This window comes from Gracilibacillus alcaliphilus (assembly GCF_016909015.1).
Taxonomy (GTDB): Bacteria; Bacillota; Bacilli; order Bacillales; family Amphibacillaceae; genus Gracilibacillus; species Gracilibacillus alcaliphilus.
Map to the genome: position 1 here is coordinate 50,359 of NZ_JAFBFA010000018.1, position 25,352 is coordinate 75,710.

Sequence of the window (25,352 nt, forward strand, 5' to 3'; positions counted from 1 at the left end):
CTGGAAGACTAATAAAAACCAAAAGGATGAATGTTAATTATGAACATTCTTATTGAGAACGCAACCATAAATCAAGGAAATCACTATCTAAATCAACATATCCATTATGTAACAAGTGAAAAAATGAATATATACCTTCATCATTGGGGGGGCGGGGCTTTTTTACAACATGATTTCCTTAGTAATCACTATGAAGTGTACTATATTTTAAACGGCGAAGGAACTTTTATTTTCAACAAACAAGAATACCCTATCATCGCCGGAGATTTATTTCTTTTAAAACCGAATGCAGCGTGTCAACTAAAAGATAAATCGGATTTGACCATGTTATTTTTTACTTTTGAACCTTATTCGTTAATAGAGACAAAAGAATTAATGGAGTTTTTCGATCGAATAGAAGATATAGAGCATTTCGAGTATTTTTTATTAAACAATCAATTTAATACGGGGGTGTTATGGCAAGAAATGCTGATTCAAAGTAATCAGCAAAGCCTATTTACTCCAGAAATTGTCAAACCTTTGGCATGTACTCTCATTACGATTATTATTCAAAATTTCTATCAACAAATCATGGGGTTCGAAAGTATTGACCTAAAAGATTCTAAAGTTCTCGAACCTAATGCGATTATTTATAATGCCAAATTATTTATCAATGATAATCTAGATAAACATTTAAAGTTAAGTGACGTAGCAGACCACCTTCACGTTTCTCACCGTCATCTTTCCAGACTATTTACGCAACATATCGATGTCACATTTACACAATATGTACGTTCAGAAAAAATAAATAAAGCTGCTATATTACTTGCTACAACTGATCTACCTATTAAAATAGTGGCTCAAAAAGTGGGATTTGATACGGTTCATTATTTTTCAAGTGTCTTTAAAAAAGTAATGGATATCCCTCCAGGAGAATTTAGAACAAGATTGCAATCAGATTAAAAAATACTTTCTAACAATGAAAAAAATCAGTGGAGAGGTGAATAAATTATGTCAAATCGTTTAATGCTTGCCTTGGATGTAGGTGGTACTTTTACGAAGGGGTGTGTCATTGACAATCATCAGATTCTTACTTCAACTATAAAGAAGTACAACACATATTCATATCTAGATGCGGATGCCATCCTTAACAATTTTAAACTAATCATCGAAAACTTTGTTTATCAATATCTAAGAGATCACAACAAAAAAAATATTAACCAATTAAATATTGGATTTACCTTTCCTGGACCTTTTGATTATCAAAATGGGATTAGTTACGTTAAAGGGGTAGGAAAGTTTGAGACATTATACGAAATGAATATTCGCGAAGAAATACGCAGGAGGTTACTCGCTGCACAGCTTCCAGTAAATGATCAGATTAACATTCGTTTTGAGAATGACTGTCGTCTATTTGGAATTGGTGTAAATGAAGAATTGCCAGCGGAGAAACTAATCTGTTTAACCATTGGAACAGGATTAGGATCAACCTTTTTAGATCAAGGGAACATTTTAAAAAACAGAAAAGACATTCCGCCAGAAGGTTATTTATATCAAGTTCCATATAAAACATCCATCGTAGACGATTATTTTTCGATAAGGGGAATTCTCAAATTAGCTTCGTCTAAAGGAATTGATATTCATCGCTACAATACGGTGAAAGATATCTCACTTCTTGCAAAAGAAAAGAACGATTCAGCCCTGAAAACTTTTGAGATTTTTGGAAATAATTTAGCTGAAATGTTAGAGCCCTATATTCAATCTTTTCAGCCAAATAAAGTTGTCATAGGCGGCCAAATTGCAAAAAGTTTTGACCTGTTTGGAAATCCCTTGCAACAAGTTGCCCAGCAAAATAAGGCGGAAGCAGTAGCCTTGAAAAACGCACTTTATTACACTTTCAAAGGGATTGATGTGATGTTAAATAATGAGGATGCTTAATTAATATTTTATATTGTTTCGTGCAACAGTCTCATGGGATTACTAGATGATCAACGATTGATTTTAAATTTGATGTTTTTTGAACAAAATTTGGTTTATTTAATGTGATTAAGAACATTGTTTCACGTGTAACTTTTATACTCCATTACAATTTTATAATTTAATTTTCTGTTTTTTAATGAGATTAGTTGGAAATAATTTGTTAAGTTGTAGACTGATAAACTCCTATCGGAATAAAATATTTATAGAGAACTTATTTCTCACCGTACTGAAAACGGAGAAATTCAAAATACAGACACACACGTTTATGGCTTTATAAAGTATTCACACAAAAAATTTACCTCATAATATAAGATAAGTTACAATATTAAATCATAGAGTTGCAGAATTTTAGCAAACATACCCTCCATTACACTTGATTAACTGTTGCTCTATAAAAAAAGAAGGAGCTATCGAAGTGCATAATATGCATTAATGATAGCTCTTTTTTTTTAGGTATATTATATTATTACCTATTAATCATCTTTCGTTATCGATTTATTATATTTTTTCAAATCTGTTTCCAGCAATTTTTTATAAGCTTCTAAGTCGTTTTTTAGAAATAATTGAGCTTTCCCCTTACCTTCTCCGACTGATTTTATACACTTGAATTTCCCTTTGCTTAACGCTCTGGAAAAACTCTGTTGTTTTTATATCCAGATAGGCTATTGCTTCTTTCGTAGTCAATATATTGTCTATAACATAGGATATGAAAGCTTCCTCATTTTCAAAGTTGTAATTTCCCATATTATCTCCCCTCCCTACTACATACTTTTTCTATCTATCTGCGTTATATGATTTTGAATCAATTTCTTGTAATTCTTATCTAAAGCATCCCTTTCCTTTCCAATCAAACTTTATTTTTTCGCAAGTAACTTTATGTTATAATCATTTTCATAATTACATCAGTATAAATAAGGACGGATTAACATGAATTCTAATCATAAAAAAGATTCCAGCACAAATCGCGGCCGACCAAGAAGTGAAGCAGTGCACCGTAACATTTTGGATGCAACCTTGATCCTGCTTACCGAAGTAGGCATCGAGAAATTAAGTATAGAAATGATTGCTCAATATGCAGGAGTCGGGAAAACTTCTATTTACCGGAGATGGACGAATAAAGAAGCATTAGTAGTGGATGCACTTGAACAAATAAAACCTGAGCTTAACACATCCTATCAAGATACGCTTCAGGAAACTTTATATGAATTGGCGGAAAGTTTTTTTGGACAGATGGATAACCCATTAGGCAGGCAGATGCTCTCGGTGCTTGTGTCAACCTTGTCCGGGAGTTCTCAAATATCGGAAGCATTCTGGGAGAAGCATTCCTTGCCCAAGACCAAAGAAATATCAAGTATTATTGATTACTTCCGGCAAGAGGAGGGGTTGAGTGATCGTGTTGATATCGATTTGGCTTCCGATCTATTAATTGGTTATGTAACGTATCTCTTGCTGTTCAAAACGCCATCTAGAGACTTGGATACCTCGCTTAAAAGCGGTATTGAATTAATCATTAACGGCTTAAAAAAATGATTTTTAAGGTGTACAGCTACGTACAGTATAATTATTGACATTTACGATACGATGTTGTATCGTTTAGTTTATTAAAAATAGACTGGAAAGGTAGATAAATATGAAAAAGGCAGCGAGAACCATGATCATTACAGGAGGGAATACAGGACTAGGCTTTGAAACTGCAAAAGTGATAGCAAAATCCTCAGCAGACTGGCATGTCGTAATAGCTTCACGTAATCAGCAAAAAGGGGAGGAAGCAGTTCGTGCATTGATTCAAAGCACGAATAATCCTAATATATCTGCGATGATATTAGACTTGTCCTCTACAACCTCCATTAACCATTTTGCAGAGCAATTTATAGAGGCTGATGTTCCTCCGCTGTATGCAATTGTCTGCAATGCCGGGGCTGGGTTTGCTAAAGGAACCCAAGAAACAGAAGATGGTGTTGAAGCAACTTTTGGAGTGAATCATCTTGGGCATTTCTTACTCGTACGTCTGCTTCTTAATCAAGTGGAAGAACAAGGCCGTATCATAATTGTAAGCAGTGATACACATGATCCAAGCAAGAAAACAGGAATGCCGTCTCCTCGTTATACAAGCCCTAGTATACTGGCAGATCCAGCTGCTTCCGATCAGTTCTTAGGTAATTTATCCGATTTATCAAAAGGACAGCTACGTTATACAACAACGAAGCTATGTAACTTGTATTTTACTTATGAATTAACATATCGAATTCAGCAGGCAAAGCGCTCGATTTCAACAGCAGCATTTAATCCTGGCATGATGCCTGGTAAAGGTTCTGCTTTGACGAGAGATTATAAACCTTTTCAACGATTTATATGGAATAATATTCTGCCGATGCTGCGTTTCGTTCATCCTGGCATTCGTTCAACCAGACAATCAGGGAAGGATCTGGCAAACCTTATCATGATGGACTCTATGAATAGCGGGGCATATTGGGATGGTCCGAAACAAATCCCCTCATCTGATGAATCATACAATAAAGAACGTGCTGTTGAGTTATGGAATTGGAGTTCTAGAAAGCTTGGCTTGCCAAAGGATATTTAGGCAATGGAACAGGGGGTAAAGTGTCAGGGGCTGGGTAAGGAATATAGACTTTACTAGGTGATAATGGTTGGCGGTTCTAATAATCAGGGAGCAATTACAATCAAAAATGTGAAAATCTTTGTTTCTTATATATTACTTTGAAGAATGTGATAAATCACATCATAACAGTTAATGTGCTAGAAAGGTTATTGGTAACCAATAGCTTTTCTAGCACACAAAATAATTTTTAATATGAAGTAAGTTCATTATTACCAAAATACACAATGAATTTGGATTTCCGTTATTGGAAGTGATATTAAATTCATTGCAAAAACAAGCAAAGATCGTAGAACCTAAACAAATACTCAAGAAGGAAATGGTTCTGTTTGCTTAAAATCCCTAAACAGAACCATTTTTTTAATTATTTGTTAGTCAAATGTTCACCTCGAACGTCGTTTCTTCGTCACTGCATTTTTTACGCTATCTTCCTAAACATTGGGCATTTCCTCATTAAATAAAGTTTTAGGTATTTATGAAAATAATGGATATCCAGTTTAATTATATCTCAGTATTTTTTCTTTTGTATATCCAAAATACGGTAGAACCAGTTAGTAATAAAACTATTCCTAGAATTAGATAGTTAAACATAGAGGTAGCTGTATCGGGTAATAATTCTTCGTTATTTAGATTACTATGATTATCCGAAGAAGTTATTAGAAGTTCTTCTTTATCTTGTTTTTCGTTATTCTTATCCCCACTGGACGCTAAATTATTTTTGGTACCCTCTTTTCCGCTATCATTGTTTTTGCCTTCACTGCTGCCAATCTCACCTTGCCCTTCTTCTCTATTGCCAGTATTATTTTCATTATCTCCATCATTGTTTTTGTTATCTTTATTCTCGCCTTCATCGCTGCCGGTCTCACCCTGTCCTTCTTCTCCATTGCCAGTATTATTTTCATTATCATTTCCTATGGCATTATCTCCATCATTGTTTTTGTTATCTTTATTCTCGCCTTCATCGCTGCCGGTCTCACCCTGTCCTTCTTCTCCAGCACTATCATCTTTATTCTCATCTTCATTGATATCCTCAAATGCTTGATCCTTATACAATGCAGTGTATAATTCATGATCTTTATTTACTTGTGCATAATATTTCAAAGTAACTTCAGCAAGGTCTTTATCGAAATTATTAAGTTCCTGGAATGCTTGAGATAAGTTTGCTGCAAAGTTATCATTCCCTATATGACTAGCAGCTCGGCTATGTGCATATGCTGTTACTTCTGCACTAGCTTTTATATAATTATCTAAATCATCTTTCCCACCTATATCAGTCGGTCCTACTTCATCTTTATAAGGAGATCTTTCTTTAACTAAATAAGACTGATTTTCCGTTTCTAATGTCCCCCAGTGGATATCGGGATAATTAAGTAACGCATTTACTCCATTGATGGTACGGCTAGCATTTGTAGGATAACTATCCCCAGTAAATAAACCTGAAGCTTCCACTGCTGATGCTCCTTGCGCCTTTACATCTAAGATGATGTCATCCGCTGCTGAATCTGTTTTTCCTTCGATCAGTACATAGTAGCGGTCATACCCTAAACTCCCCAAACCCGCATCTACTCTTCTTGCAATATCTTTAATTTCAAAATAGCCACTTCCTACGTCAGTCAGGATGTCTTCATCAATATTGCTGAGATAACTATCCCAATTATCTTTAATCTCCTTGTTTTCTTCATCTGTCACTGCTTCTAAACGATTATTAGTTAAGTCAAACATGCGGTCCTCATTCACCGTTGTCCATGTAGCTAATTGATTATTAAGCGGTTCTTCACTTACTTTTTTGGCAAAATCGCCAATAAACCCGTCTAAATTGTCTTTAGTGAAATAATGCTCTTGGATGTTTATTGATCCATTTGCAACATTCTCGATTGCTTCTCTATAATACATTCCATACTGTTCGACCACCTCTGTAATCCCTTCTGCATCCAATTGCAAATTTGGTGCTGCATCGTTTAGAAGGTATAACCCGGTCCCAAAATTCAATAAGTCAAAGTAAAAAGGTGCAATCGCTACTTCATCAAAATCATTCAATTCAAAAATTGCTTCCCCATTTCTATTTCCATAAAACCCGAGATTTTCTATATGTAAATCACCAGTAATCCAGGTTTCCCCTTGATTAAGTACTGTCCAATTTTCAGGTATATCTACTACCTGATTCTTTACATCAAGGAAAAAGAGAGAAGCTGTGCCTCTGTAAAAAGCAAAAGGATTAGCAGATAGCTGCTCAAGCTTTGATTGTCGTACCGTATGATCGGAAATATGCTGATTCGATTCTTTAATATATTTCTGAAGCATAGCGATTCTTTCTGTACCGTCTAATAGATTAAAATCACCGAAATCAATCGCCGGCCCATCTGAAATGACAAAATCTGTATCTTCTATTTTGTCATAATAACTTGCCACAGGTGAAAAGTCTGTAATAGGGTTATCACGCAAGTTTAAACGAACTGTTAAGTAATTTAAATTCCTTAATGGGCTAAGGTCAGTAATATTATTATCACGTATGTTTAAATCCTCAAGCAAGACTAAATTCTCTAAAACAGATATATCTGAAATCTTGTTTCTTCTTAGAACTAAATTTTTTATTTTCGTCAAATTTTCTAATGGTGTTAAATCGCTGATTTGATTGGTATGCATATTTAATTCTTCCAATTCAATTAATTTTGCAATCGGACCCAAATCAGCAACAGCATTATTTCTTGCATTTAACGCTATTAAGTTAACTAAGTTCTCCACAGCGCTAATATCTGACACACTATTATCCCGGAAATCTAAAGCCTCGAGAGCTGTCAAGTTTTTTACTGGCGTCAGGGATATAACATGATTCCCGCGAATATCTAGCTCTTTCAAGTTGATTAAAGTTTCAATACCCTCTATGGAAGTAATGGCATTATTTCTTAAATCCAGTATTTCCAACTTATCTAATTCTGATAATGGCGTTAAATCAGTGATATTGTTACCTCGCAGCTCCAATTCTTTTAGTTCCTTCAAGAGTTCAACACCCTCTATACTTTCTATCCCTAATTCTCTTATATCTGTTAACTCTTTTATTTCTTTCAAAGCTGCATATGATAATTGATCATGCCCATTAGCTTTTACTTTTTCTTTGATAGCTTGTAAAAAAGCGTCATCTTTAAATTGTTTTTCAATATCTGCTTCTTCATCTGCAGCTGTTATTTCTTCAGCTGCTTCTGCTTCTACTATTGATTCCTCAACTGGTGCTTTTTCAGCCGCTTCGTCTTCAACTGTTGATTCCTCAACCGATCCTTCTTCAGTTGCCTCTTCTTCAACTGTTGATTCCTTAACCGATTCTTCTTCAGTTGCTTCGTCTTCAACTGTTGATTCCTTAACCGATTCTTCTTCAGTTGCCTCTTCTTCAACTATTGATTCCTCAACTGTTGACTCCTCCAAATCATCACTCTCAATTTGGGCAGATATCTTTTCATTAGTTGTAAGACCAGATAAAAATAAGATTGCAGTGATACATATAAATATTAGTCGTTTCATTATAATCCTCCTAATTCTTAATACGGGGATTATGTTATCATTTTCTCTATATTTTGAGGTAGAATTTACAAAGAGAACACATTAAAATTACATTGATTTAACTTAACCAGTGGAGCGTTATTAAATTTGGTTCTAAATTGTTTATAATTTAACAAAAGAGATCAAAATATGTAGGTCATGTGTGAAGCTATTAAAATAGCTTAAATAAGGGTTTTCTCAAATAAGGTGCCCCATCCTCAAAAGTTTCTATGAGGAAAAAAGTTCAGAAGGAAAGCATCACCATACTGACGTTGGAGCAGTTGCTAGAAAAATGTGCTATATCATTCATGCGATACTCAAGAAGAATGAAGCCTATGAAACTAGGCAATAGCCTTGCGAAAATTTAACTTTTCTCAGTTTTTATTTCGCGTGCACTCATCTTTGTAAAATCTCTATTCAACCCTGCAACAATTTCTTTTATTTCTCGCTTGACTTTATATAGTTAGTCTTTCTAAATAATCAATAAATAACAGTAAAGATGCTTAGATACCAAATTAAAAACCGATATTTCCATTCTAGAACTGATTATTGTTAAACATTAAAGTACATCATAATAGTCGATGACGAAGGTACAATTAATTACTGCCATCATTCCACATCTCCTCAAAATCGCTTTTTACAATCATTACTTCAAGAGATGATCTATTCCACTCCTTTTCTTTTTCTTCTTAATTTAAATTGAAATACATCGTTTCTAAAATAGTCACGGCTGTACATGACAGGTTCATTCAGTTCATTATAATGCAGCTGTTCCATTAACAATACAGTGGTTTCGGGATATAAAAGCAATTTTTGACATAGTTTATCCGTATGAAGTGGTACGATTAATTCACTATCGCTAGTTAATGTTTTTATGTTACATTCTTTTTCTAGAAACTCCGTCAAAGAACCATACAATTCCTTCTTTTCAAACGCATCCCCTATGAGAGAGTTATCCATAATATTTTGTGACAATACAACAGGTTCGTTATTCGCCATTCTTATCCTTTGATGAACTGTAACAGGTTTTCCGATTGGTATCTCTAATTTTTCTGCCCATTCCGGTTCACAATCAACAACTTTTGAAAAATCCTTTCGCTCTCCTTCTTTTAAGCCAGCTGATTTAATCAAATCAGAAATCTTAGATAAAGTCTCCAAACTACTCGGTATGGTTGGTAGCATCTTCGTAACGAATGTACCAACTCCATGTTTTACTACCAACACACCACGATTTTCAAGCAATTTTATTGCAGAACGGAATGTTTCCCGGCTTACATTGAAGTGTTTGGCCATTACATATTCTGTAGGTAACTTTTCCCCTGATTTGTACACCCCTTGTTGTATATCTTCCGTTAATTTCTCGCTAATTAACACATAAGTGGGTTTTCTCATATAATTCACCTCTATTTCTTTATATAAGGATTAGTTTTTTTACGGCAATGCCTATATGTGCTTCTTCTAATAAGGTAATATCATTTAAGTTGTTCCCAAAGCCTATAGTATACATGTCTGTATAATGACAATGTATTATTAACTTTTTTAATGCCTCCCCCTTTGATCTATTTTCAGGTTCTGAAATATTATGTTCATCATTTAATAACGAACCATCTAAATCTGTAACAATTAAATATCTATTTATCATCATATCCTCCCTTCGTATTCAAAGACAGGCACTACGATTTTTATACTTAATTATGACTTTACTTTTATTTAATGATTAATAGAAAATACCTAATCTATCTATGACTATCCTTATAAAAATTCATATATGTTAAATTCTATATACCCATTTTTCAAAAATACTGTTGCCCAATTATTTAATTGAGCAACAGCTGCATAAGCTAGATTATCTACTTATATGATTTCATAATTGCTTTTTTAAAACTTTTTTTATTAGACGGGCTGCTTTTACTTTTTCTTTTAAGCATGGAGATATTTTCACCTCATAGCTTCCTGCGTTAATCATTAATTTTATTTCATGTACTGTAGAAGGCTCCTCAAATAAAATGTTATATACACTCCCATACTGTAAATGGTGATGTGTATCACTTCCTGCAATTACAGGTAAATCCAGATTCCCTGCTAACTCTTCTACTTCATCTCTTACAGTTATCCCCTGGCGATAAATATCTGTCGCATTTAAATCCAAAGCATCGAGTTGTTTCAATAAGTTAAAATCAATATGATGCAATGGTGTCTTTGATCTGAATGGATGCGCTCCAATTTTAAGCAGTTCTAACTTACTTACAACATCTAATAATTTCTTAAAAGAAATATGATTATCATCTGGCAAATGCGGAATTAGAACGTCATATACTTTCAAGATATCACGACGGTTACCAACTAATAAAATATGTCCTACTTCTTTAATATCGATTTCAATACCAGTAAACACTTTAAAGCCATCAACGTCATAATAATCTCCTTTATAAGGAAAATGGGCATGTAATTGTTTGTAGATATCCTTAAAGTTCTTGGTATTAAAATGCTCTGTTAAAGCTATTGCATCGAGTCCACTTTCTCTAGCTTCATTTATTTTGTCAATAAATTCTTCTACCTTAAAATCAACATTTTTTGTTAAATTAGCGTGTGTATGAAAATCCATTTTCATCTCTATCTCTCCTATGTTGTCATATTAGTTACGTTCTTCCTTATACTGACTATATGCGTCATTTATCTCTTCGATAATATCGTTGCCTCCATTTTCTTTCCATGTATTAACCGCCAGTTCTACATCTTCCATTTCACGCTGACCAACTACAACTTCTGTTAGGATTTGCTCAAATTCTGCATCGAGTTGCGCACCTATTTTTATATCTGTATCGGAAATTAAACCGGGATTATCATCCTCCCAAGTAAATTCTTCAAGCCATTCATATCTTTCACCTAATGTTTCTTCAAATTCATCACCTAGCCACCAATAAGAGCGATGTAATGGATTCCATGCGCGCAATAGAGCCGTACCAATATCCGCAGGTTGATGTTCTTCCCATGCGTCTAATTCCTCTACTGTACCATCGTCATGAATAGTATAATGAATATCTTCCAAACCATGACGCGTAATTTCATAGCCTTCCGTCACGTTCCATTCCAAAATCGCCAAGATTCGATGTGCTTTCGCTGCACCCACATTACTATTAATTACTTTTTTAAAATAACCTGGCCTTGTTGGCGTAGTCCGTTCACCGCTTGGTCCTGCTGGCGGATCAATATAGGTCAGTTCTGCATCTGGATCATGTTCTTTAATGTCCACTTCTTCTTTTCGGTGAACACTGTTCGGATTAACATACTCAATACCAGCAACGCCATCGCTCAAACGTGTATTTGCATCTCTCCAATCCGTATGCAGCATAAAGTCTTTGTCGAGTACATCATCTTCATAAGCTTTTCTCATAAAACCGATATAATCTTCTAACTCTTTTAATTGCGCTTGATACGGTACTAGTTCCCCATCAAATTCCTTCCATGCTCTTGCTAATCCAAATGCACCGCCACGCCACGCAGTTCCTTCATCAGAAAACAAACCAATTGCTGAGAAACCTATGGTATCTTTTTTTCCTGTTCCATTCGGATCATCATGAGCGAAAGCATAAGCTACTTTGTAAAAATCTTCTATTGTATCTGGTACTTCAAGATCTAAATTATCAAGCCAGTCCTGTCTAATCGCTAGCATATTTCTGGTAGCTAACCTATATTCCGGAATCCCATAAAAATGATCCACAGGATTCAGCACCTCCCAAGCTGATGTTGGAATGGATGCTTCTAAATCTGGGTGATACTCTAATAATGGCTTGACATCATAGTACACTCCTTTTTCCGCCCAATTTGAATACATCTGCGGATCATTGTATCCAAAGCGCCAGATATCCGGCAAATTATTACTTGCTGCCAATGTATTTACATACGAATCAAAATCATCTCGATCATAGTACTGCATGTCAAATGTCACATTAAACTTTTCTTCAATCAATTCAAATATTGGATTGTCTTCATATTCAATTGGAGTACCCGTGGTCAACATAGAAATAGTCATGTGTTCATCAAAATTGAATGGTTCAAATTCTTCATTCGATTCTCCAGCCACATTTGAATTTTGCGTATTCTCATTATTACAAGCCGCTAAAAATCCAATTAACAATACAGATACGAAAAAAAATAAGGTATACTTTTTCATAACCATCCTCCATATTTTAATTTTCTAGTGATTCGATTCTTTAATCTTTTACAGATCCTAGTAAAAATCCTTTATTAAAGTACTTCTGAAAGAACGGGAAGATAATTATCAAAGGCACAATCGTGATAATTATGGCAGCTAATGGAACTGCTTGACTAAAAGCAATATCAGCAATATGCGGGTCAAAAAAGTCTTCTTCCATAATAATTAGACGACGAAGCAACACTTGAAGCGGCATTTTATCTTGATCATGCAGATACAAAATGGCATCAAAATACGAATTCCAATGAGAAACGATATAAAAAATAGTAAATGTTGCCATCGCTGGCCTTGCGAGTGGTAGGGCAATAGAAAACAATAATCTCCATTCGCCGCATCCATCCATTTTGGCGGCTTCTTCCAGTTCATCAGGAATATTGCCAAACAAACCTCTCATTACAATTAAATAAAATGGAGAGATGGCACCTACTAACCATATGGACCAATAGCTATCCAGCAAACCTAAATTATTGACGATTAGGTATAACGGGATCATGCCCCCGCTAAATAGCATCGTAAACAATACCATAAAATTAATTATACTGCGCCCAACCAGCCATCTTTTAGAGAGACCATATGCCATTAAAGTAGTAAATAACATATTAATAAATGTACCGATACCTGTAATAATGATGGAATTCTTTAATGCATTTAAAAATTCCGAACTATTAAAAAGATATTTGTAGGCATCCAAGGAGATTTCCTTAGGTATAAGAAAGAAATTTCTTGTGACAAATTCACTTCTTGGAGCAAGCGAACCTCCTAGAACGTATACTAATGGCAACGCTACAAGGATTGTAATTACAGTTATAAGAAAGTAAACAAAGAAAGAAAAGAGTTTATCTTCATTTAACTTAAATTTGCTCATTAATACACCCCCTCTTTTCCCATTCTTTTTGCAATCGTATTTGCCACCATTACTAATATTAATCCAACCATTGATTTAAATAATCCAACCGCTGTTGTGTAGCCAAATTGACCTCCAAGAATTCCTGCTCGATAGATGTATGTATCAAATACTTCAGAAACATTAAGATTTAAAGGATTCTGTAATAAAAGAATATGTGTATAACTTAAATCCATAAATCCTCCCATTCGTAAAATCAGCATAATGATAACTACATACATGATAGAAGGTAACGTAATGTGCCACGTCATTTGGATTCTCGAAGCACCGTCCACTCTTGCAGCATGATAGAGCTCCGGATTCACAGATGACATTGCTGCTAAATATATAATGGCATCCCAGCCCATCCCATTCCAAATATTGTGAATAACCCATAAAGGCCGGAAATACTGTGAATCTGTCAAAAGTTCTATCCGGTTATATCCATTATTTTCAAGTAAATTATTGACAGCTCCTGTCTGAGTTGAAAATAACACAGCGGTAATACCGACGATAACCACCCACGAAACAAAATGCGGCGTATATAAGATGGTTTGGACAGATGATTTGAACCACCGTAAACGAATCTCATTTAACAACAGTGCTAAAATAATTGGAGCGGGGAAATAAAAAATAATATCGTAGATTCCTAGAATTAAAGTATTTGATAACAAATCTAGAAAAATTCGTTCTTCAAATAACCTACGGAAATGTTCAAGTCCTACCCACTCACTATTCAAAAATCCTTGGAACGGATCATATTCCATAAAAGCAACTGTTAAACCAATTAAAGGACCGTAATTAAAGATTAAAAAATATAAGACCCCAGGAAGAAGCATCAAATAGATTGGCAAACCTCTTTTAATCATTTTTTTTCTTTTCTCTCTAGCATTTTTTACTTTAGGAATTGAAGCCGTTTGAATTGGTTTTGCTGTCTTTTTAAATCTGTTTCCCATTTCTTAATATACTTCCTCCTCTGAATAAAATTAGGTTACAGCAGTATCTTATTCAAAGCCCCCTTTGTATAACTTTATTTATCTACACCCTTCAGTTGTATAGACATCTTATTAAGAAATATAGCACCCCAATATTAATAAAGTATTAACGACATATGTTTTTATTGTAAACAAGCCATTTCTATTTAGCACCAATATATACCATTTTAAAAATTCAGCAACAGATGTCTAGATTTCCTTATATAGAGGATGAAAAAGGTAGGTTGAGGTGGGGATCTATTGGAGGCACTTACAAACAACTAAAAGCTAAAATTGGCTGGATTGAGTTATTCGAACATCGAATTCAATCCAGCCAATTTGCTGCTTCTTATACATTTTTACTTTTTATAGAAGTAAGGAACAACTATTTTCTTAACGCAAGTCACTGTTCAGGCTTACTGATTCTAAAAAACTCCACTCTGTTTTGATTAATATAGAATGACTAATATGCATTACCCAACAACTCCCTCCGAAAAATAGGAATAATGTCAGGGAAAGAATAAATGAAATAGATAAGCGACAACAGGTGTTTTTCTAAATAAGCACTTGGATTTCAAAATAATTCTTAAGTACTGACAATTCAATAGACGCATTACAATTTGCTGTTGAATGTGAATCTTAGACTTAAGTGACTTGCCTTTGTTATATAGTGGCAAGTCTTTTCATTTATGGGGGAAAAAATTCCATACCCTAATACTTCATTTCAAGCTGATACTTTCCAATGCTACCTGTATTTAAATTAAAATGGACATATGCCAGTCTGCTGGTTTGACCCGTTTCTATTAATTTATCATCAAAATTCAGGTACTTGATTATCCTAGCTAATATTACCTTCTATTTTGCCAACAACTAAACTCAATTATATTTTCTCCTCATCTGCTCTAAATACACTTCTGATTTTCCTTTAGGGATACTAAGCGTTTCCCAATCTGCTGCCTTTATCTGTTTGCCAATATAGACAATCTGTCCAATATGATAAGCATAATGTGCCAGCTGCCTTTCTATTGCATCCAATATCGTGTGACTTTCACCCCGGATCAAAATAGTCTTTAATAAGTCGGCTCCATCTAACCCATCCAATGCTTGAAAAAGAACACTCCATCCACTTTCCCATACTTCTTTTAGTTCCTGCATGGACCTTATTGTATCCTCAAATTCCTGATCACGATTTCTGGTCGGCTTCTCTCCATCTGTTGTTAAAAAATCTGTCCATCTGGATAGCATATTGCCACTTAAATGCTTTACAATCACAGCAATACTATTGGACTCCTTGTTCGCCCTCCAATGAATATGCTCCTCTGCCAATTGGTTCATTGTTTTATTGCCAAGCTCTTTAACACTTTGAAACCTTTTCCGTACTACTTTCAGGTATTCTTCGTCTACACGCATATTATCCCTCCTATTTACAACAACTTTCTATGCTTCTCCTCTTCTTCGCTCAGGCTGTCTTTCAATAAATATTATTCGTTCAATTATAACAATGACCCATAAAAATAACACAAAATTTTTATTGACAAACTTGTATATACAAGTTAAAATGAAAACGTTAATACTTGTATATACAAGATATAAAAAGGAGGAAAGACATTGAGTAAATATACGGCTCCATCAAAAGAGTTATTGGAAAAAGTCGGTGGAAGTGACAACATCTCTGTCGTTACGCATTGTGCTACCAGAATGCGATTTGTCTTAAATGACCCGGAAAAAGCAGATGTAAAAGCCATTGAAGATATCGATATTGTAAAAGGAACCTTCACACAGGCTGGACAATTCCAGGTTATTGTCGGAAATGAAGTCGCTTCCTTTTATAATGAATTTACGCGTATTGCTGGTGTCGGCGACACTTCTAAGGAAGATGCCAAAGAAGCAGCTAAACAAAATATGAATTTTATACAGAGGTTAATGGCACACTTAGCAGATATCTTTACGCCGATTATCCCGGCGCTTGTTGTCGGAGGTCTGATTTTAGGTTTCCGAAATGTAATTGGTGAAATTGAAATGCTGGAAAATGGAACTATGACATTAGCTGCATCCTCTCAATTTTGGGCAGGATTATACGATTTTCTCTGGTTAATTGCTGAAGCTATCTTTCATTTCCTCCCTGTTGCTATTACCTGGTCTATTTCCAGAAAGATGGGAACAACACAAGTACTCGGAATTATTTTAGGTCTTACCCTTGTTTCACCACAGCTTTTAAATGCTTATGGCGTTGCAGAAGCAACAGAAATACCTGTCTGGGACTTTGGATTTTTCCAAATTGAGATGATTGGCTATCAAGCGCAGGTTATCCCGGCAATTTTAGCAGGTTTCGTATTAGCTTATTTAGAAATATGGCTCCGTAAAATTATTCCACAAGTGGTATCGATGATCTTTGTACCTTTCTTTGCATTACTTCCGGCAGTTATAGTGGCTCATGTTATCCTCGGGCCAATCGGCTGGACAATTGGTTCATGGATTTCAACAGTTGTATATGATGGACTGACTTCCGCCTTTGGCTGGCTGTTTGCAGCTGTCTTTGGATTTGCCTATGCACCACTCGTTATTACAGGCCTGCATCATATGACAAATGCCATTGACTTACAATTAATGAGCGAATTTAACGGTACAAATCTCTGGCCAATGATTGCTTTATCTAATATTGCACAGGGATCTGCCGTTGTAGCAATGATTTATCTTAATCGGAAAGATAAGAAGGAGCAGCAGGTATCTATCCCAGCAGCTATCTCCTGTTATTTAGGAGTTACAGAACCGGCACTATTCGGGATTAATTTACGCTACTTGTTCCCATTTATCGCCGGTATGACAGGCTCTGCTATTGCAGCAGTTATATCTGTCGGATCTGGTGTTATGGCTAACTCAATCGGTGTCGGCGGTATACCTGGAATTTTATCTATTCAATTACCACATATGCTGATGTTTACTGTAGCAATGGCTACAGCTATGGTAATCCCATTTATCTTAACGATTGTTCTATCCAAAACAAAAATGGGTGTAGATGCATATAAGCGCTTAGGTAAATAAAGAAAACTCGACAAGCCTGGCCTGAAAGGCGCAGGATTGCCCTAGTTGCACTTATACTTTTGTCCTTAAAATCTTTATACTTTCTTAAAGTGTAAAAATAAGGAGGGAGCCTATCCCTCCTCTAATTCATATAGAGTCAAAAGTATTTGAAATGCAGCTGTATTTAGGAGGTTGATTATGCAAGAAAAATGGTGGCAAAAATCCGTCGTTTATCAAATTTATCCGAAAAGCTTTAACGATACGACTGGTAACGGAATGGGAGATATTAACGGAATCACGGAAAAATTGGAATATATCAAAGAGCTGGGGGTCGACGTGGTTTGGCTTACCCCTATTTATGTTTCCCCTCAAAATGATAATGGATATGATATTGCAGATTATTATAAAATCCAGCCGGACTATGGAACTATGGAAGATTTCGAAAAAATGCTGGAAAAAGCACACCATATCGGTCTAAAAATTATTATGGATATTGTTGTTAACCATACCTCGACTGAACATAAATGGTTTCAGGAAGCTAAAAAATCGAAGGATAATCCGTACCGAAAATACTATATCTGGAAGGATGGCAATCCTGATGAATTGCCAACAAACTGGGAATCTAAATTTGGAGGCAACGCCTGGGAATATGATGAAACCACTGGTTCTTACTATTTGCATCTCTTTGATGTTACCCAGGCTGATCTGAACTGGGAAAATGAAAAAGTTCGTGAGGATGTCTATCAAATGATGAATTTTTGGCTGGATAAAGGGGTAGATGGCTTTCGTTTAGATGTTATCAACTTAATTTCCAAGGACCAGCATTTTCCAAATGATGACGGCAGTGTCGCTCCGGGAGATGGACGTAAGTTCTATACAGATGGGCCACGGGTACATGAATTTCTTCACGAAATGAATCAGGAAGTATTTAAAGGTCGTGAAACGTTTACCGTTGGAGAAATGTCCTCTACTTCTATGGAGGATTGTATTAAGTATTCTAATCCTGAACGCGAAGAACTGGATATGACCTTTAACTTTCATCATTTAAAGGTCGACTATCCAAACGGTGAAAAATGGACAAAAGCACCATTCGATTTTCTTTATCTCAAACAGCTGATGTCTGATTGGCAGACAGGGATGCAGGAAGGCGGAGGTTGGAACGCGTTATTCTGGTGTAATCATGATCAGCCGCGAATTGTATCCCGATTTGGAGATGACACAATCTATCACAAGGAATCGGCAAAAATGCTGGCAACAACGATTCATATGATGCAGGGTACTCCTTATATTTATCAGGGAGAAGAAATTGGAATGACCAATGCCGGCTTTGATGATATTAGCCAGTACAGGGATGTAGAATCGCTGAATATGTACAAAATAAAAAAGGCAGAGGGTCTATCTGACCGGGTAATCATTGAAATTCTTCAGGAAAAATCCCGGGATAATGCTCGTACACCAATGCAATGGAATAATACAGCCAATGCCGGGTTTACGGACGGAAATCCTTGGATCGGGCTTCCTGATAATTATCAGAAAATCAATGCAGAAGCAGCAATTGCTGATAAAACATCTATTTATTACCATTATCAAAGACTAATTCAGCTACGAAAAGAGTATCAAGTCATTACAGACGGAAAATATCAGCTGATTTTGCCCAATGACTTTGCAATTTTTGCGTATATAAGAGAAAATAAAGATACAAAACTATTAGTAGTAAACAATTTTTATGCAAAAGAATCAGAGCTGAATTTACCTGAAGCGATCCGCAGTGATTGTAAGGATAGCAAGATTTTGTTATCTAATTACGAAGGTTCTCCATCTTTAGCTTCAGATACGATTTCACTGCGGCCATATGAGTCTATTGTTTATTATCTAAAGAAGTAAATGGAGTTAGTTGCGATGCGAAATAAGTATTTAATTATTTATCAGGAAATGGTCAAAAAAATAGAAAAAGAAACGTTTAAAGAAAACGAATTTCTTCCGTCGGAAAATGAATTAGCTGAGCAGTATCAGACATCACGAGAAACGATTCGAAAAGCTTTAAATCTGCTTGCCCAAAACGGATACATTCAAAAAATCCGCGGCAAAGGGTCCACGGTGATTGAACGGAATAAATTCGATTTTCCAGTATCCGGCCTGGTCAGCTTTAAAGAACTGGCTGATAAAATGGGAGAAAAGCCGATTACAACGGTTCATCAATGTACAAAAGTCAGCGCAAATGATTTTATCCAAAAGCAATTAAAGCTTGCAGATAATCAGGAGGTTTGGGAAATTATCCGGACCCGTTCCTTCTCTGGGCAGCGCGTCATTTTGGACAAGGATTATTTAATAACAACAACTGTTCCACACATCTCTAAGGATATTGCAGAAGCTTCTATTTACGACTATCTTGAAAATCAATTAGGTCTTATCATCAGCTTTGCAAAAAAAGAAATTATTGTTGAAGAACCAACAGCAGAAGATCACAAGCTGCTGGATCTGGAAGGCTTTTATAATGTGGTTGTTATTAAAAACTACGTTTATTTAGATGATGCGACATTATTTCAATATACCGAATCCAGACATCGTCCAGATAAGTTCAGATTTGTGGATTTTGCCAGAAGAGAACATTAGAAAAAGGTTGATTTAAGTGTTTAACTGCTTAAATCAACCTTTTTATTTATGTACTAAGTTAATACAATCTCTTCCCTCGAAATATGCTGCAGTAAATTACTGAAATAAATATCTATTTATTGAATTGGCTAATACAAGAAATTACTTGTGTTAGCCACTATTTCCCAATCAGGACATTACTTATTATTAATTACTTCTTTTCCACTGAAAAACAGTTCTCTTCTACTATGGGGCCGTTTTTCCTAAAAAAGATTATAAAACTTCTTACTTCTCGTTTTCTTCTATCTTCAGAAGCGATATATTCTACTGAAGCTCCTCCTTTTCACTTGCCGCATTGTCTGTTTCCTCTGTTTCCTGCTGATCTACTCCTGATGCAGCTATACAGTATCCTCTATGTCATCTTCGTCAGAGTCATTACTGCAATCCCAAAAGATGCAAATAAGAAATGCAGGGGTGTTTAGAGAAGGATATCTGCTTCATCATTATACCCTTCCTAAACACTATATTTGACTACTCTGTCATTAAACGTATCGAACGAAATACTGCTGCACCATCTGAAACAAAAAATCCAAATTTTCTCCCTTTATAGTTAAATAAGCGCGTGCTAAAAGCCGTTTCCCCATTGATATACATAAAACCATTACGGATTCCAAGCAAATCAGCTGTCTCTTTATATTATTGCAGCTGCTTAAAATACAATGCAATGCTGCTATAGGTATGTCCTTGACTTTATAAAAGATGAACCTATAATGAACTTAACAGGTAATATAACTTATTCTTTTTCTTTCGAAATTATAATTTGCTAATGTATATAGTATAAATAAGGGGTAGTTATACATGGAAAGAAATATCAGAAAAAAAGATGGTTTTATTTCAGAAAAATTACTTGTTTTGCCTGACTATGTTCAAGAGAAACTAGTTCATCATGAATTACTACAAGATTTATTTGTGACTGACATAGGCTTTTTCCCAAACGCTAAATACCATTTTCGCGAAAGACCAGCAGGTGCAAAATCACATATTTTTATTTACTGCTCTAACGGCGAAGGTTGGATCGAATTAAACCGGAAACCAAAACGGGTGATTAAGAAAAATACTTTAGTAGTAATACCAGCTGATACCCCTCATAGTTATGGTACTGAGGATAATAATCCTTGGAGTATTTATTGGTTTCATTTAAGTGGAGAGCATGTTCCATCATTTATTAAGACATTTGATTTAAATGGCGAGCCATTGCAGTTTCCTAACCACTTCTTTACTAAATTCACAGAACTATTTGACCAATGCTATAACATGTTAAATGATAAACCATATTCACAAATCTACCATATACAAGTTTCGCAAACTATGCGTTTTCTTTTGAGTACAATTGGAATTACCAGTTTACAATCAAAACGAGAAGAAAAAAGAGAGCATTATCTAGATAATGCTGTACAGTATATGACAGATCGGCTTCATACCACGATTAAGCTATCGGATTTGGCTAAATCTCTAGGCTTGTCAAAGCAACATGTTATTTATATTTTCAAACAGGAAACCGGGTTTCCTCCTATCGATTATTTTATTAGACTGAAGATGAAACGTGCGTGCCAAATGTTAGACTTAACAGATATGAGTATAAAGGAGATTTGTAATTCTCTTGGTGTAACAGATCCCTATTATTTTTCAAGATTATTTAAAAAAGTAATGGGCTCCTCACCAACTGAATATCGAAAGAAGCAAAAGGGGTAAACAGAATATATCTAGTTCAACAAGCTGCTTTATCTTTCGAATACCCCATACCTTATTGGACACCGGAAATAAAAGGATTTACAGCTGTAAATTTTTATCTCTACTTATCTAGTTTATTCGAATCTAAAATTTTTCGATTCATTTTTTGCTGCCATTCAATATCATTCCAAAAATGGTGATGAGGAGCACAAATAGAACTTAGAACCATCCCCCAGGCTCCTTTATCCAAGGCTTTTTCAATTGCAAATTTTGCTATATCCTTCCCGACAGGACCTTCTTCAAATGTCGTTTCAGCCGGAGTATATCCTACGTACCCCTCTCCAATAACCATAGGTAGATTACGTTTTTGAGCCCATTCACTGTACATATCAAATTTATGACTAATAGCAAGTCGCATCGCTTCTCGATGATCGCTATAATGTTCATAAAGCCAAAGATCCCACTTGACAGGATCACACCAATCAAACATATAAAAATTACTTGTTTTAACTGGGAAAACTTTAAATCTCCATCCACCTTTTTCATCTAAACTATATTTCTCAAAAGGAGGTGCATCTTCTCTAAGCATAGATCTTGCAGTTTGATTTGGAAAAGGCTCTTGAAAGACTTCATCATATAAAGCTTTTAAAACCCCATCATTGTATAAATGGAAATGTGCGACATCCATATTCTCAGCAATATAATTCCAGTAACTTACTTTCGGACGTGCTAACGAATAACCAATTGTAAATAGTATATCCGGGTGTAACTCTTTAAACTGTGTAATAGCGTTTTCAAAAAATGATCGCATACCTTTATAGGTTTGTTCATTAATTTGATTGGTCAATTCTTGGTCACCAAAGTTTTCATTTCTCAATACTTCTGTCAATTTTCCATACTCTACTTCGTTGTGCAGTTCAGCATAAGCAATGCGATCTGCCAATCCTTTATGCTTAAGATGAGTTACTAACTGTATCATAGAATTTGCGAGAGCATGAAAGCGTTCCTCTGGTTGAATACTCATTAGTTCCTTATATATTTCATTTGTTTCGAGAAATGCAGGACTTTGCTGATATTCCCAAGAAGAAAGGATAACAAAACAATTATGTTTTTGAGCCATCTTAAAGAGGTTTTCAAGATGTTCAAGTGCATTTAATTCAGCACCTCCTTGACAATTAAACCAACGAGTTCTGTGCCCAAGTCCTTCTCCCAAATTAGAAAATTTCAATTTTCCATCTCTTAATTTGCTGTTCTTAAATATGAACATTGGCATTGCACAAATCCTAATGGTGTTATAGCCACGTTCTACGGCTTCAGCAAATGCCCGATCTAAATCATCAAAGGGCTCCCCAGGCATAGTCATGGTATACCAGCAAAAATCCCATAAAGTAATTGTTAATTTATCTGGTAGATGGGATGGAACATTTTGATTATACATTGGTTATCCTCCATTTATAAAAATTTATCGCAGTGTAACTGACTGTAAGATTCCACTTCAAGAAATAAGGGAATACATCATTCTAAGTGGGGATCCAACAGCCAGTAACGGCCCGATTGGTTCAACTAACGTTCACTGAGGATGAAAAACCCCCACTGAACGAAGTTTCACTTTATGTATCCAAGCATAACAAGAGGGATACTATATAAACAATTCAGCATATTCTCTTTATAATGGACAATATTCTTATGTTATAAGTAATAATAATATCCTCTTTTTAAATACTCAGAAAAGCAATACAATGGAGTCATTCATTAAAATCAAGACAACAAAAATACTGCATTAATGGTTAGGGTTAGCCTTCTCATCATTAAATAAGTTATATTTACACTCTCAAATTTCTATCCGTAATAATAACAACACTTACACTTCTTGAAATCTCATTGAATTAGAATTTTTCTTTGGACTGGACATTTCGGCTGAATTCGCTTGGAGTTAATCCCATATATTTACGAAACTGTCGAGTGAAGTGATTATAATTTTGAAACCCCACATCATAGGCTGCTTCATTTGCGTTCCTATTCGCATGAGCAAGAAGCAGAGCAGCTTGTTTAATTCGAATACGGTTAAGTGCGGTTATGATAGATTCACCAGTACTTTCTTTAAAAAGGTGAGCCAGTCTTGAAGTGGAAAGTCCAACACTGTGGGCTAGCTCCTCAACTCGCACTGTCTCTTTCATTCTCTGGGCAAGTAGATAAAGGGTTTCTTCTATTCTTGGATCCATTTGACAATATTGTTGCTTAGCTATTATTAATAAAATTTCCTGTAGCGCATTCAAACAAAGCTCCTGCCAATAATCTCCTCGTTCCCTGAAGTCAGCAAGAATTCGGAGAAAAGAATGGTAGATACGCTTCTTTGTCACTTGGTGTTCAATTTGTCGTATAGTCAAAGCCTCAGAAGGGAGTAAACTCGCCTCCATAGGCCTGGGGGTAAAGTGAGTCCAAATAAAATTCCATTTGCAGCCTTTACTCGTACCATAACGATGAGGGATTCCAGGCCTCAATAGTGTTATGTTACCAGCCTTTACACTCTGTTTGCAGTCTTCTGTTTCAAAATAACCCTCGCCATCTAACGTGTATGTAATAAGCCAGTCGTTCATGCCATCCGGGCGGACAGCAGAATAGGTATCACTTTCGTGAAAGTGCCCAGCGATCACTATTCCGTAAGCTAACCCATCATAGTTTGAGGGACGGTCTAATTTCATGCTACTCACCCTTTTTAAATAGTAATGCTATTCTTCTTAGCTTAGCTTTACTAAAAATGGAATTCAAGTCTATTATTTAAAAACAGCAGAATCGTATGTATTGTTAGCAAGATTAATCATTCTCCTAATCACTATTCTAACTATATAATGAAAATGTATAAATAGTACGATCGAGGAGGAGATAAAATGACGTATAAGCAGCGAATACTAACCGATGAGCAAAAGAAAAAATTTGAAACAGAAGGTTATTTAATAGTCAAGGGATTATTTACAGAAAAGCAACTGACGGACATTGATAAAACTTTTGATGATATTAGCAATCAGGTGATTCCAGGGCACTTTGAACCGGATTTTCAGAAAAAAATTACCGATCCACTTAAACGATATCCCAGAGTCATGCACCCACACCGATTTAATGAGACAGCCAAAGCATATATGTTACATCCTCCAGTAATGGATGTATTAGCTGATTTGTATAAGGAAGAGCCATTAGCTGCCCAAAGCATGTTCTATTATAAACCACCTGGTGCACGAGGTCAGGCACTTCATCAAGATAACTTTTACTTAAAGGTTGAACCAGGCAACTGCATCGCCGCTTGGACAGCGATTGATCCAACTGATCAAGAGAATGGAGGACTGTTAGTAGTACCTAAAACGAGTGATTATGATATCGTATGTCCTGAATTGTCTGATTCCAAGGAGTCGTTTACTACCCACTATGTGAAACCGCCTAAAGAACATAAGGCAATTCCTGCTGTGATGGATAGAGGCGATGTGCTCTTTTTTAATGGGAATTTGATTCATGGTTCATACAGCAACAAAACAAAAGATCGTTTCCGCCGGGCTTTTATTTGTCACTATGCTAATAGCTCAGCCACACGAATATCGTCACATTATCGACCTCTATTTCGCGCTGACGGGACTACAGTGGATCTTGAAGCAAATCCTGATGGAGGTCCTTGTGGTATTGAGTATGACGTACCATATATTCATTAAGAAGGAAATTAACGGAACAGGAAAGTCTGATTTCTCACCAAGACTGCCTTCATCGTTTGGAGCCACATCTACCGAAAAGCGTTGAATGTAAGTAATTGCAATTTGCCAAGGTTGTTTACAACCGATTCAA

20 protein-coding genes and 1 pseudogene are annotated in these 25,352 nt (G+C 35.6%); 10 read left to right on the top strand and 11 right to left on the bottom strand.

Translation table 11 applies throughout. From position 1 onward, the window contains the following. Window positions 1–39: 39 nt before the first annotated feature. From JOD18_RS13565 to JOD18_RS13580, 4 genes are all read left to right on the top strand, one after another. On the top strand, window positions 40–942 hold the full coding sequence (locus JOD18_RS13565; RefSeq protein WP_204669583.1) for an AraC family transcriptional regulator: 903 nt from the start codon (window positions 40–42) through the stop codon (window positions 940–942). Between the two features lie 48 nt (window positions 943–990). Continuing rightward, window positions 991–1,917: an ROK family protein gene (locus tag JOD18_RS13570; protein WP_204669584.1), complete on the top strand. Its 927-nt coding sequence runs from the start codon at window positions 991–993 to the stop codon at window positions 1,915–1,917. A 969-nt stretch (window positions 1,918–2,886) separates the two neighbouring features. Continuing rightward, on the top strand, window positions 2,887–3,489 hold the full coding sequence (locus JOD18_RS13575; RefSeq protein ID WP_204669585.1) for a TetR/AcrR family transcriptional regulator: 603 nt from the start codon (window positions 2,887–2,889) through the stop codon (window positions 3,487–3,489). Between the two features lie 100 nt (window positions 3,490–3,589). Then, window positions 3,590–4,540 carry an SDR family NAD(P)-dependent oxidoreductase gene (locus JOD18_RS13580; RefSeq protein WP_204669586.1) on the top strand — a complete coding sequence of 317 codons (951 nt, stop codon included), beginning with the start codon at window positions 3,590–3,592 and terminating at the stop codon, window positions 4,538–4,540. Window positions 4,541–5,077: 537 nt separating this feature from the next. Here the strand turns inward: JOD18_RS13580 and JOD18_RS13585 are convergent. After that, window positions 5,078–8,089 carry a DUF2252 family protein gene (locus JOD18_RS13585; RefSeq protein ID WP_204669587.1) on the bottom strand — a complete coding sequence of 1,004 codons (3,012 nt, stop codon included), beginning with the start codon at window positions 8,087–8,089 and terminating at the stop codon, window positions 5,078–5,080. 229 nt (window positions 8,090–8,318) lie between these two features. Here JOD18_RS13585 and JOD18_RS24290 point away from each other — a divergent pair. Next, a pseudogene (locus tag JOD18_RS24290) lies at window positions 8,319–8,459 on the top strand (IS110 family transposase); the annotation flags it as partial. Between the two features lie 311 nt (window positions 8,460–8,770). On the opposite strand, the gene JOD18_RS13590 reads toward JOD18_RS24290, so the two are convergent. The 7 genes from JOD18_RS13590 to JOD18_RS13620 all read right to left on the bottom strand — a co-directional run bounded on the left by JOD18_RS13590 (window position 8,771) and on the right by JOD18_RS13620 (window position 15,590). Continuing rightward, a complete protein-coding gene (locus JOD18_RS13590) occupies window positions 8,771–9,499 on the bottom strand; it encodes a GntR family transcriptional regulator (RefSeq protein ID WP_204669588.1) in 729 nt (242 codons plus the stop codon). Between the two features lie 19 nt (window positions 9,500–9,518). Beyond that, on the bottom strand, window positions 9,519–9,749 hold the full coding sequence (locus JOD18_RS13595; protein WP_204669589.1) for an HAD hydrolase family protein: 231 nt from the start codon (window positions 9,747–9,749) through the stop codon (window positions 9,519–9,521). A 222-nt stretch (window positions 9,750–9,971) separates the two neighbouring features. After that, window positions 9,972–10,718 carry a PHP domain-containing protein gene (locus JOD18_RS13600; protein WP_204669590.1) on the bottom strand — a complete coding sequence of 249 codons (747 nt, stop codon included), beginning with the start codon at window positions 10,716–10,718 and terminating at the stop codon, window positions 9,972–9,974. 24 nt (window positions 10,719–10,742) lie between these two features. After that, entirely contained in the window at window positions 10,743–12,281 is a 1,539-nt protein-coding gene (locus tag JOD18_RS13605; RefSeq protein ID WP_204669591.1) for a type 2 periplasmic-binding domain-containing protein, read from the bottom strand. A 40-nt stretch (window positions 12,282–12,321) separates the two neighbouring features. After that, on the bottom strand, window positions 12,322–13,188 hold the full coding sequence (locus JOD18_RS13610; RefSeq protein WP_204669592.1) for a carbohydrate ABC transporter permease: 867 nt from the start codon (window positions 13,186–13,188) through the stop codon (window positions 12,322–12,324). After that, the gene (locus JOD18_RS13615; protein ID WP_204669593.1) at window positions 13,188–14,162 is read right to left on the bottom strand and encodes an ABC transporter permease; all 975 of its coding nucleotides are present in this window, start codon (window positions 14,160–14,162) and stop codon (window positions 13,188–13,190) included. Before JOD18_RS13615 ends, JOD18_RS13610 begins: the two co-directional genes overlap by 1 nt. Window positions 14,163–15,056: 894 nt before the next feature. Further along, window positions 15,057–15,590, bottom strand: coding sequence for a DUF1572 family protein (locus tag JOD18_RS13620; protein WP_204669594.1), 534 nt, complete (start codon window positions 15,588–15,590; stop codon window positions 15,057–15,059). 198 nt (window positions 15,591–15,788) lie between these two features. Here JOD18_RS13620 and treP point away from each other — a divergent pair, with 198 nt between their 5' ends. The 3 genes from treP (at window position 15,789) to treR (ending at window position 19,814) form a co-directional block, all read left to right on the top strand. After that, on the top strand, window positions 15,789–17,222 hold the full coding sequence (gene treP, locus JOD18_RS13625) for a PTS system trehalose-specific EIIBC component (RefSeq protein WP_204669595.1): 1,434 nt from the start codon (window positions 15,789–15,791) through the stop codon (window positions 17,220–17,222). Window positions 17,223–17,399: 177 nt separating this feature from the next. After that, entirely contained in the window at window positions 17,400–19,085 is a 1,686-nt protein-coding gene (treC, locus tag JOD18_RS13630) for an alpha,alpha-phosphotrehalase (protein WP_204669596.1), read from the top strand. 15 nt (window positions 19,086–19,100) lie between these two features. Beyond that, a complete protein-coding gene (gene treR, locus JOD18_RS13635) occupies window positions 19,101–19,814 on the top strand; it encodes a trehalose operon repressor (protein WP_204669597.1) in 714 nt (237 codons plus the stop codon). 510 nt (window positions 19,815–20,324) lie between these two features. Here treR and JOD18_RS13640 read toward each other — a convergent pair. Continuing rightward, entirely contained in the window at window positions 20,325–20,471 is a 147-nt protein-coding gene (locus JOD18_RS13640; RefSeq protein WP_204669598.1) for a hypothetical protein, read from the bottom strand. Between the two features lie 180 nt (window positions 20,472–20,651). Between JOD18_RS13640 and JOD18_RS13645 the strand changes: the two genes are divergently transcribed. Then, window positions 20,652–21,545: an AraC family transcriptional regulator gene (locus JOD18_RS13645; RefSeq protein ID WP_204669599.1), complete on the top strand. Its 894-nt coding sequence runs from the start codon at window positions 20,652–20,654 to the stop codon at window positions 21,543–21,545. A gap of 100 nt (window positions 21,546–21,645) precedes the next feature. On the opposite strand, the gene JOD18_RS13650 is transcribed toward JOD18_RS13645, so the two are convergent. Beyond that, the gene (locus tag JOD18_RS13650) at window positions 21,646–22,962 is read right to left on the bottom strand and encodes a cellulase-like family protein (protein ID WP_204669600.1); all 1,317 of its coding nucleotides are present in this window, start codon (window positions 22,960–22,962) and stop codon (window positions 21,646–21,648) included. Window positions 22,963–23,410: 448 nt separating this feature from the next. Continuing rightward, on the bottom strand, window positions 23,411–24,226 hold the full coding sequence (locus JOD18_RS13655) for a helix-turn-helix domain-containing protein (RefSeq protein WP_204669601.1): 816 nt from the start codon (window positions 24,224–24,226) through the stop codon (window positions 23,411–23,413). Between the two features lie 186 nt (window positions 24,227–24,412). Between JOD18_RS13655 and JOD18_RS13660 the strand changes: the two genes are divergently transcribed. Continuing rightward, entirely contained in the window at window positions 24,413–25,222 is an 810-nt protein-coding gene (locus tag JOD18_RS13660; RefSeq protein ID WP_204669602.1) for a phytanoyl-CoA dioxygenase family protein, read from the top strand. Window positions 25,223–25,352 lie beyond the last annotated feature (130 nt).

What these genes read in the sequence shown, in the direction of transcription:
- JOD18_RS13565 (WP_204669583.1), top strand. Translation starts at nt 40, where the DNA reads ATGAACATTCTTATTGAGAACGCAACCATAAATCAAGGAAATCACTAT.
- JOD18_RS13570 (WP_204669584.1), top strand. Translation starts at nt 991, where the DNA reads ATGTCAAATCGTTTAATGCTTGCCTTGGATGTAGGTGGTACTTTTACG.
- JOD18_RS13575 (WP_204669585.1), top strand. Translation starts at nt 2,887, where the DNA reads ATGAATTCTAATCATAAAAAAGATTCCAGCACAAATCGCGGCCGACCA.
- JOD18_RS13580 (WP_204669586.1), top strand. Translation starts at nt 3,590, where the DNA reads ATGAAAAAGGCAGCGAGAACCATGATCATTACAGGAGGGAATACAGGA.
- JOD18_RS13585 (WP_204669587.1), bottom strand. Translation starts at nt 8,089, where the DNA reads ATGAAACGACTAATATTTATATGTATCACTGCAATCTTATTTTTATCT.
- JOD18_RS13590 (WP_204669588.1), bottom strand. Translation starts at nt 9,499, where the DNA reads ATGAGAAAACCCACTTATGTGTTAATTAGCGAGAAATTAACGGAAGAT.
- JOD18_RS13595 (WP_204669589.1), bottom strand. Translation starts at nt 9,749, where the DNA reads ATGATAAATAGATATTTAATTGTTACAGATTTAGATGGTTCGTTATTA.
- JOD18_RS13600 (WP_204669590.1), bottom strand. Translation starts at nt 10,718, where the DNA reads ATGAAAATGGATTTTCATACACACGCTAATTTAACAAAAAATGTTGAT.
- JOD18_RS13605 (WP_204669591.1), bottom strand. Translation starts at nt 12,281, where the DNA reads ATGAAAAAGTATACCTTATTTTTTTTCGTATCTGTATTGTTAATTGGA.
- JOD18_RS13610 (WP_204669592.1), bottom strand. Translation starts at nt 13,188, where the DNA reads ATGAGCAAATTTAAGTTAAATGAAGATAAACTCTTTTCTTTCTTTGTT.
- JOD18_RS13615 (WP_204669593.1), bottom strand. Translation starts at nt 14,162, where the DNA reads ATGGGAAACAGATTTAAAAAGACAGCAAAACCAATTCAAACGGCTTCA.
- JOD18_RS13620 (WP_204669594.1), bottom strand. Translation starts at nt 15,590, where the DNA reads ATGCGTGTAGACGAAGAATACCTGAAAGTAGTACGGAAAAGGTTTCAA.
- treC (WP_204669596.1), top strand. Translation starts at nt 17,400, where the DNA reads ATGCAAGAAAAATGGTGGCAAAAATCCGTCGTTTATCAAATTTATCCG.
- treR (WP_204669597.1), top strand. Translation starts at nt 19,101, where the DNA reads ATGCGAAATAAGTATTTAATTATTTATCAGGAAATGGTCAAAAAAATA.
- JOD18_RS13645 (WP_204669599.1), top strand. Translation starts at nt 20,652, where the DNA reads ATGGAAAGAAATATCAGAAAAAAAGATGGTTTTATTTCAGAAAAATTA.
- JOD18_RS13650 (WP_204669600.1), bottom strand. Translation starts at nt 22,962, where the DNA reads ATGTATAATCAAAATGTTCCATCCCATCTACCAGATAAATTAACAATT.
- JOD18_RS13655 (WP_204669601.1), bottom strand. Translation starts at nt 24,226, where the DNA reads ATGAAATTAGACCGTCCCTCAAACTATGATGGGTTAGCTTACGGAATA.
- JOD18_RS13660 (WP_204669602.1), top strand. Translation starts at nt 24,413, where the DNA reads ATGACGTATAAGCAGCGAATACTAACCGATGAGCAAAAGAAAAAATTT.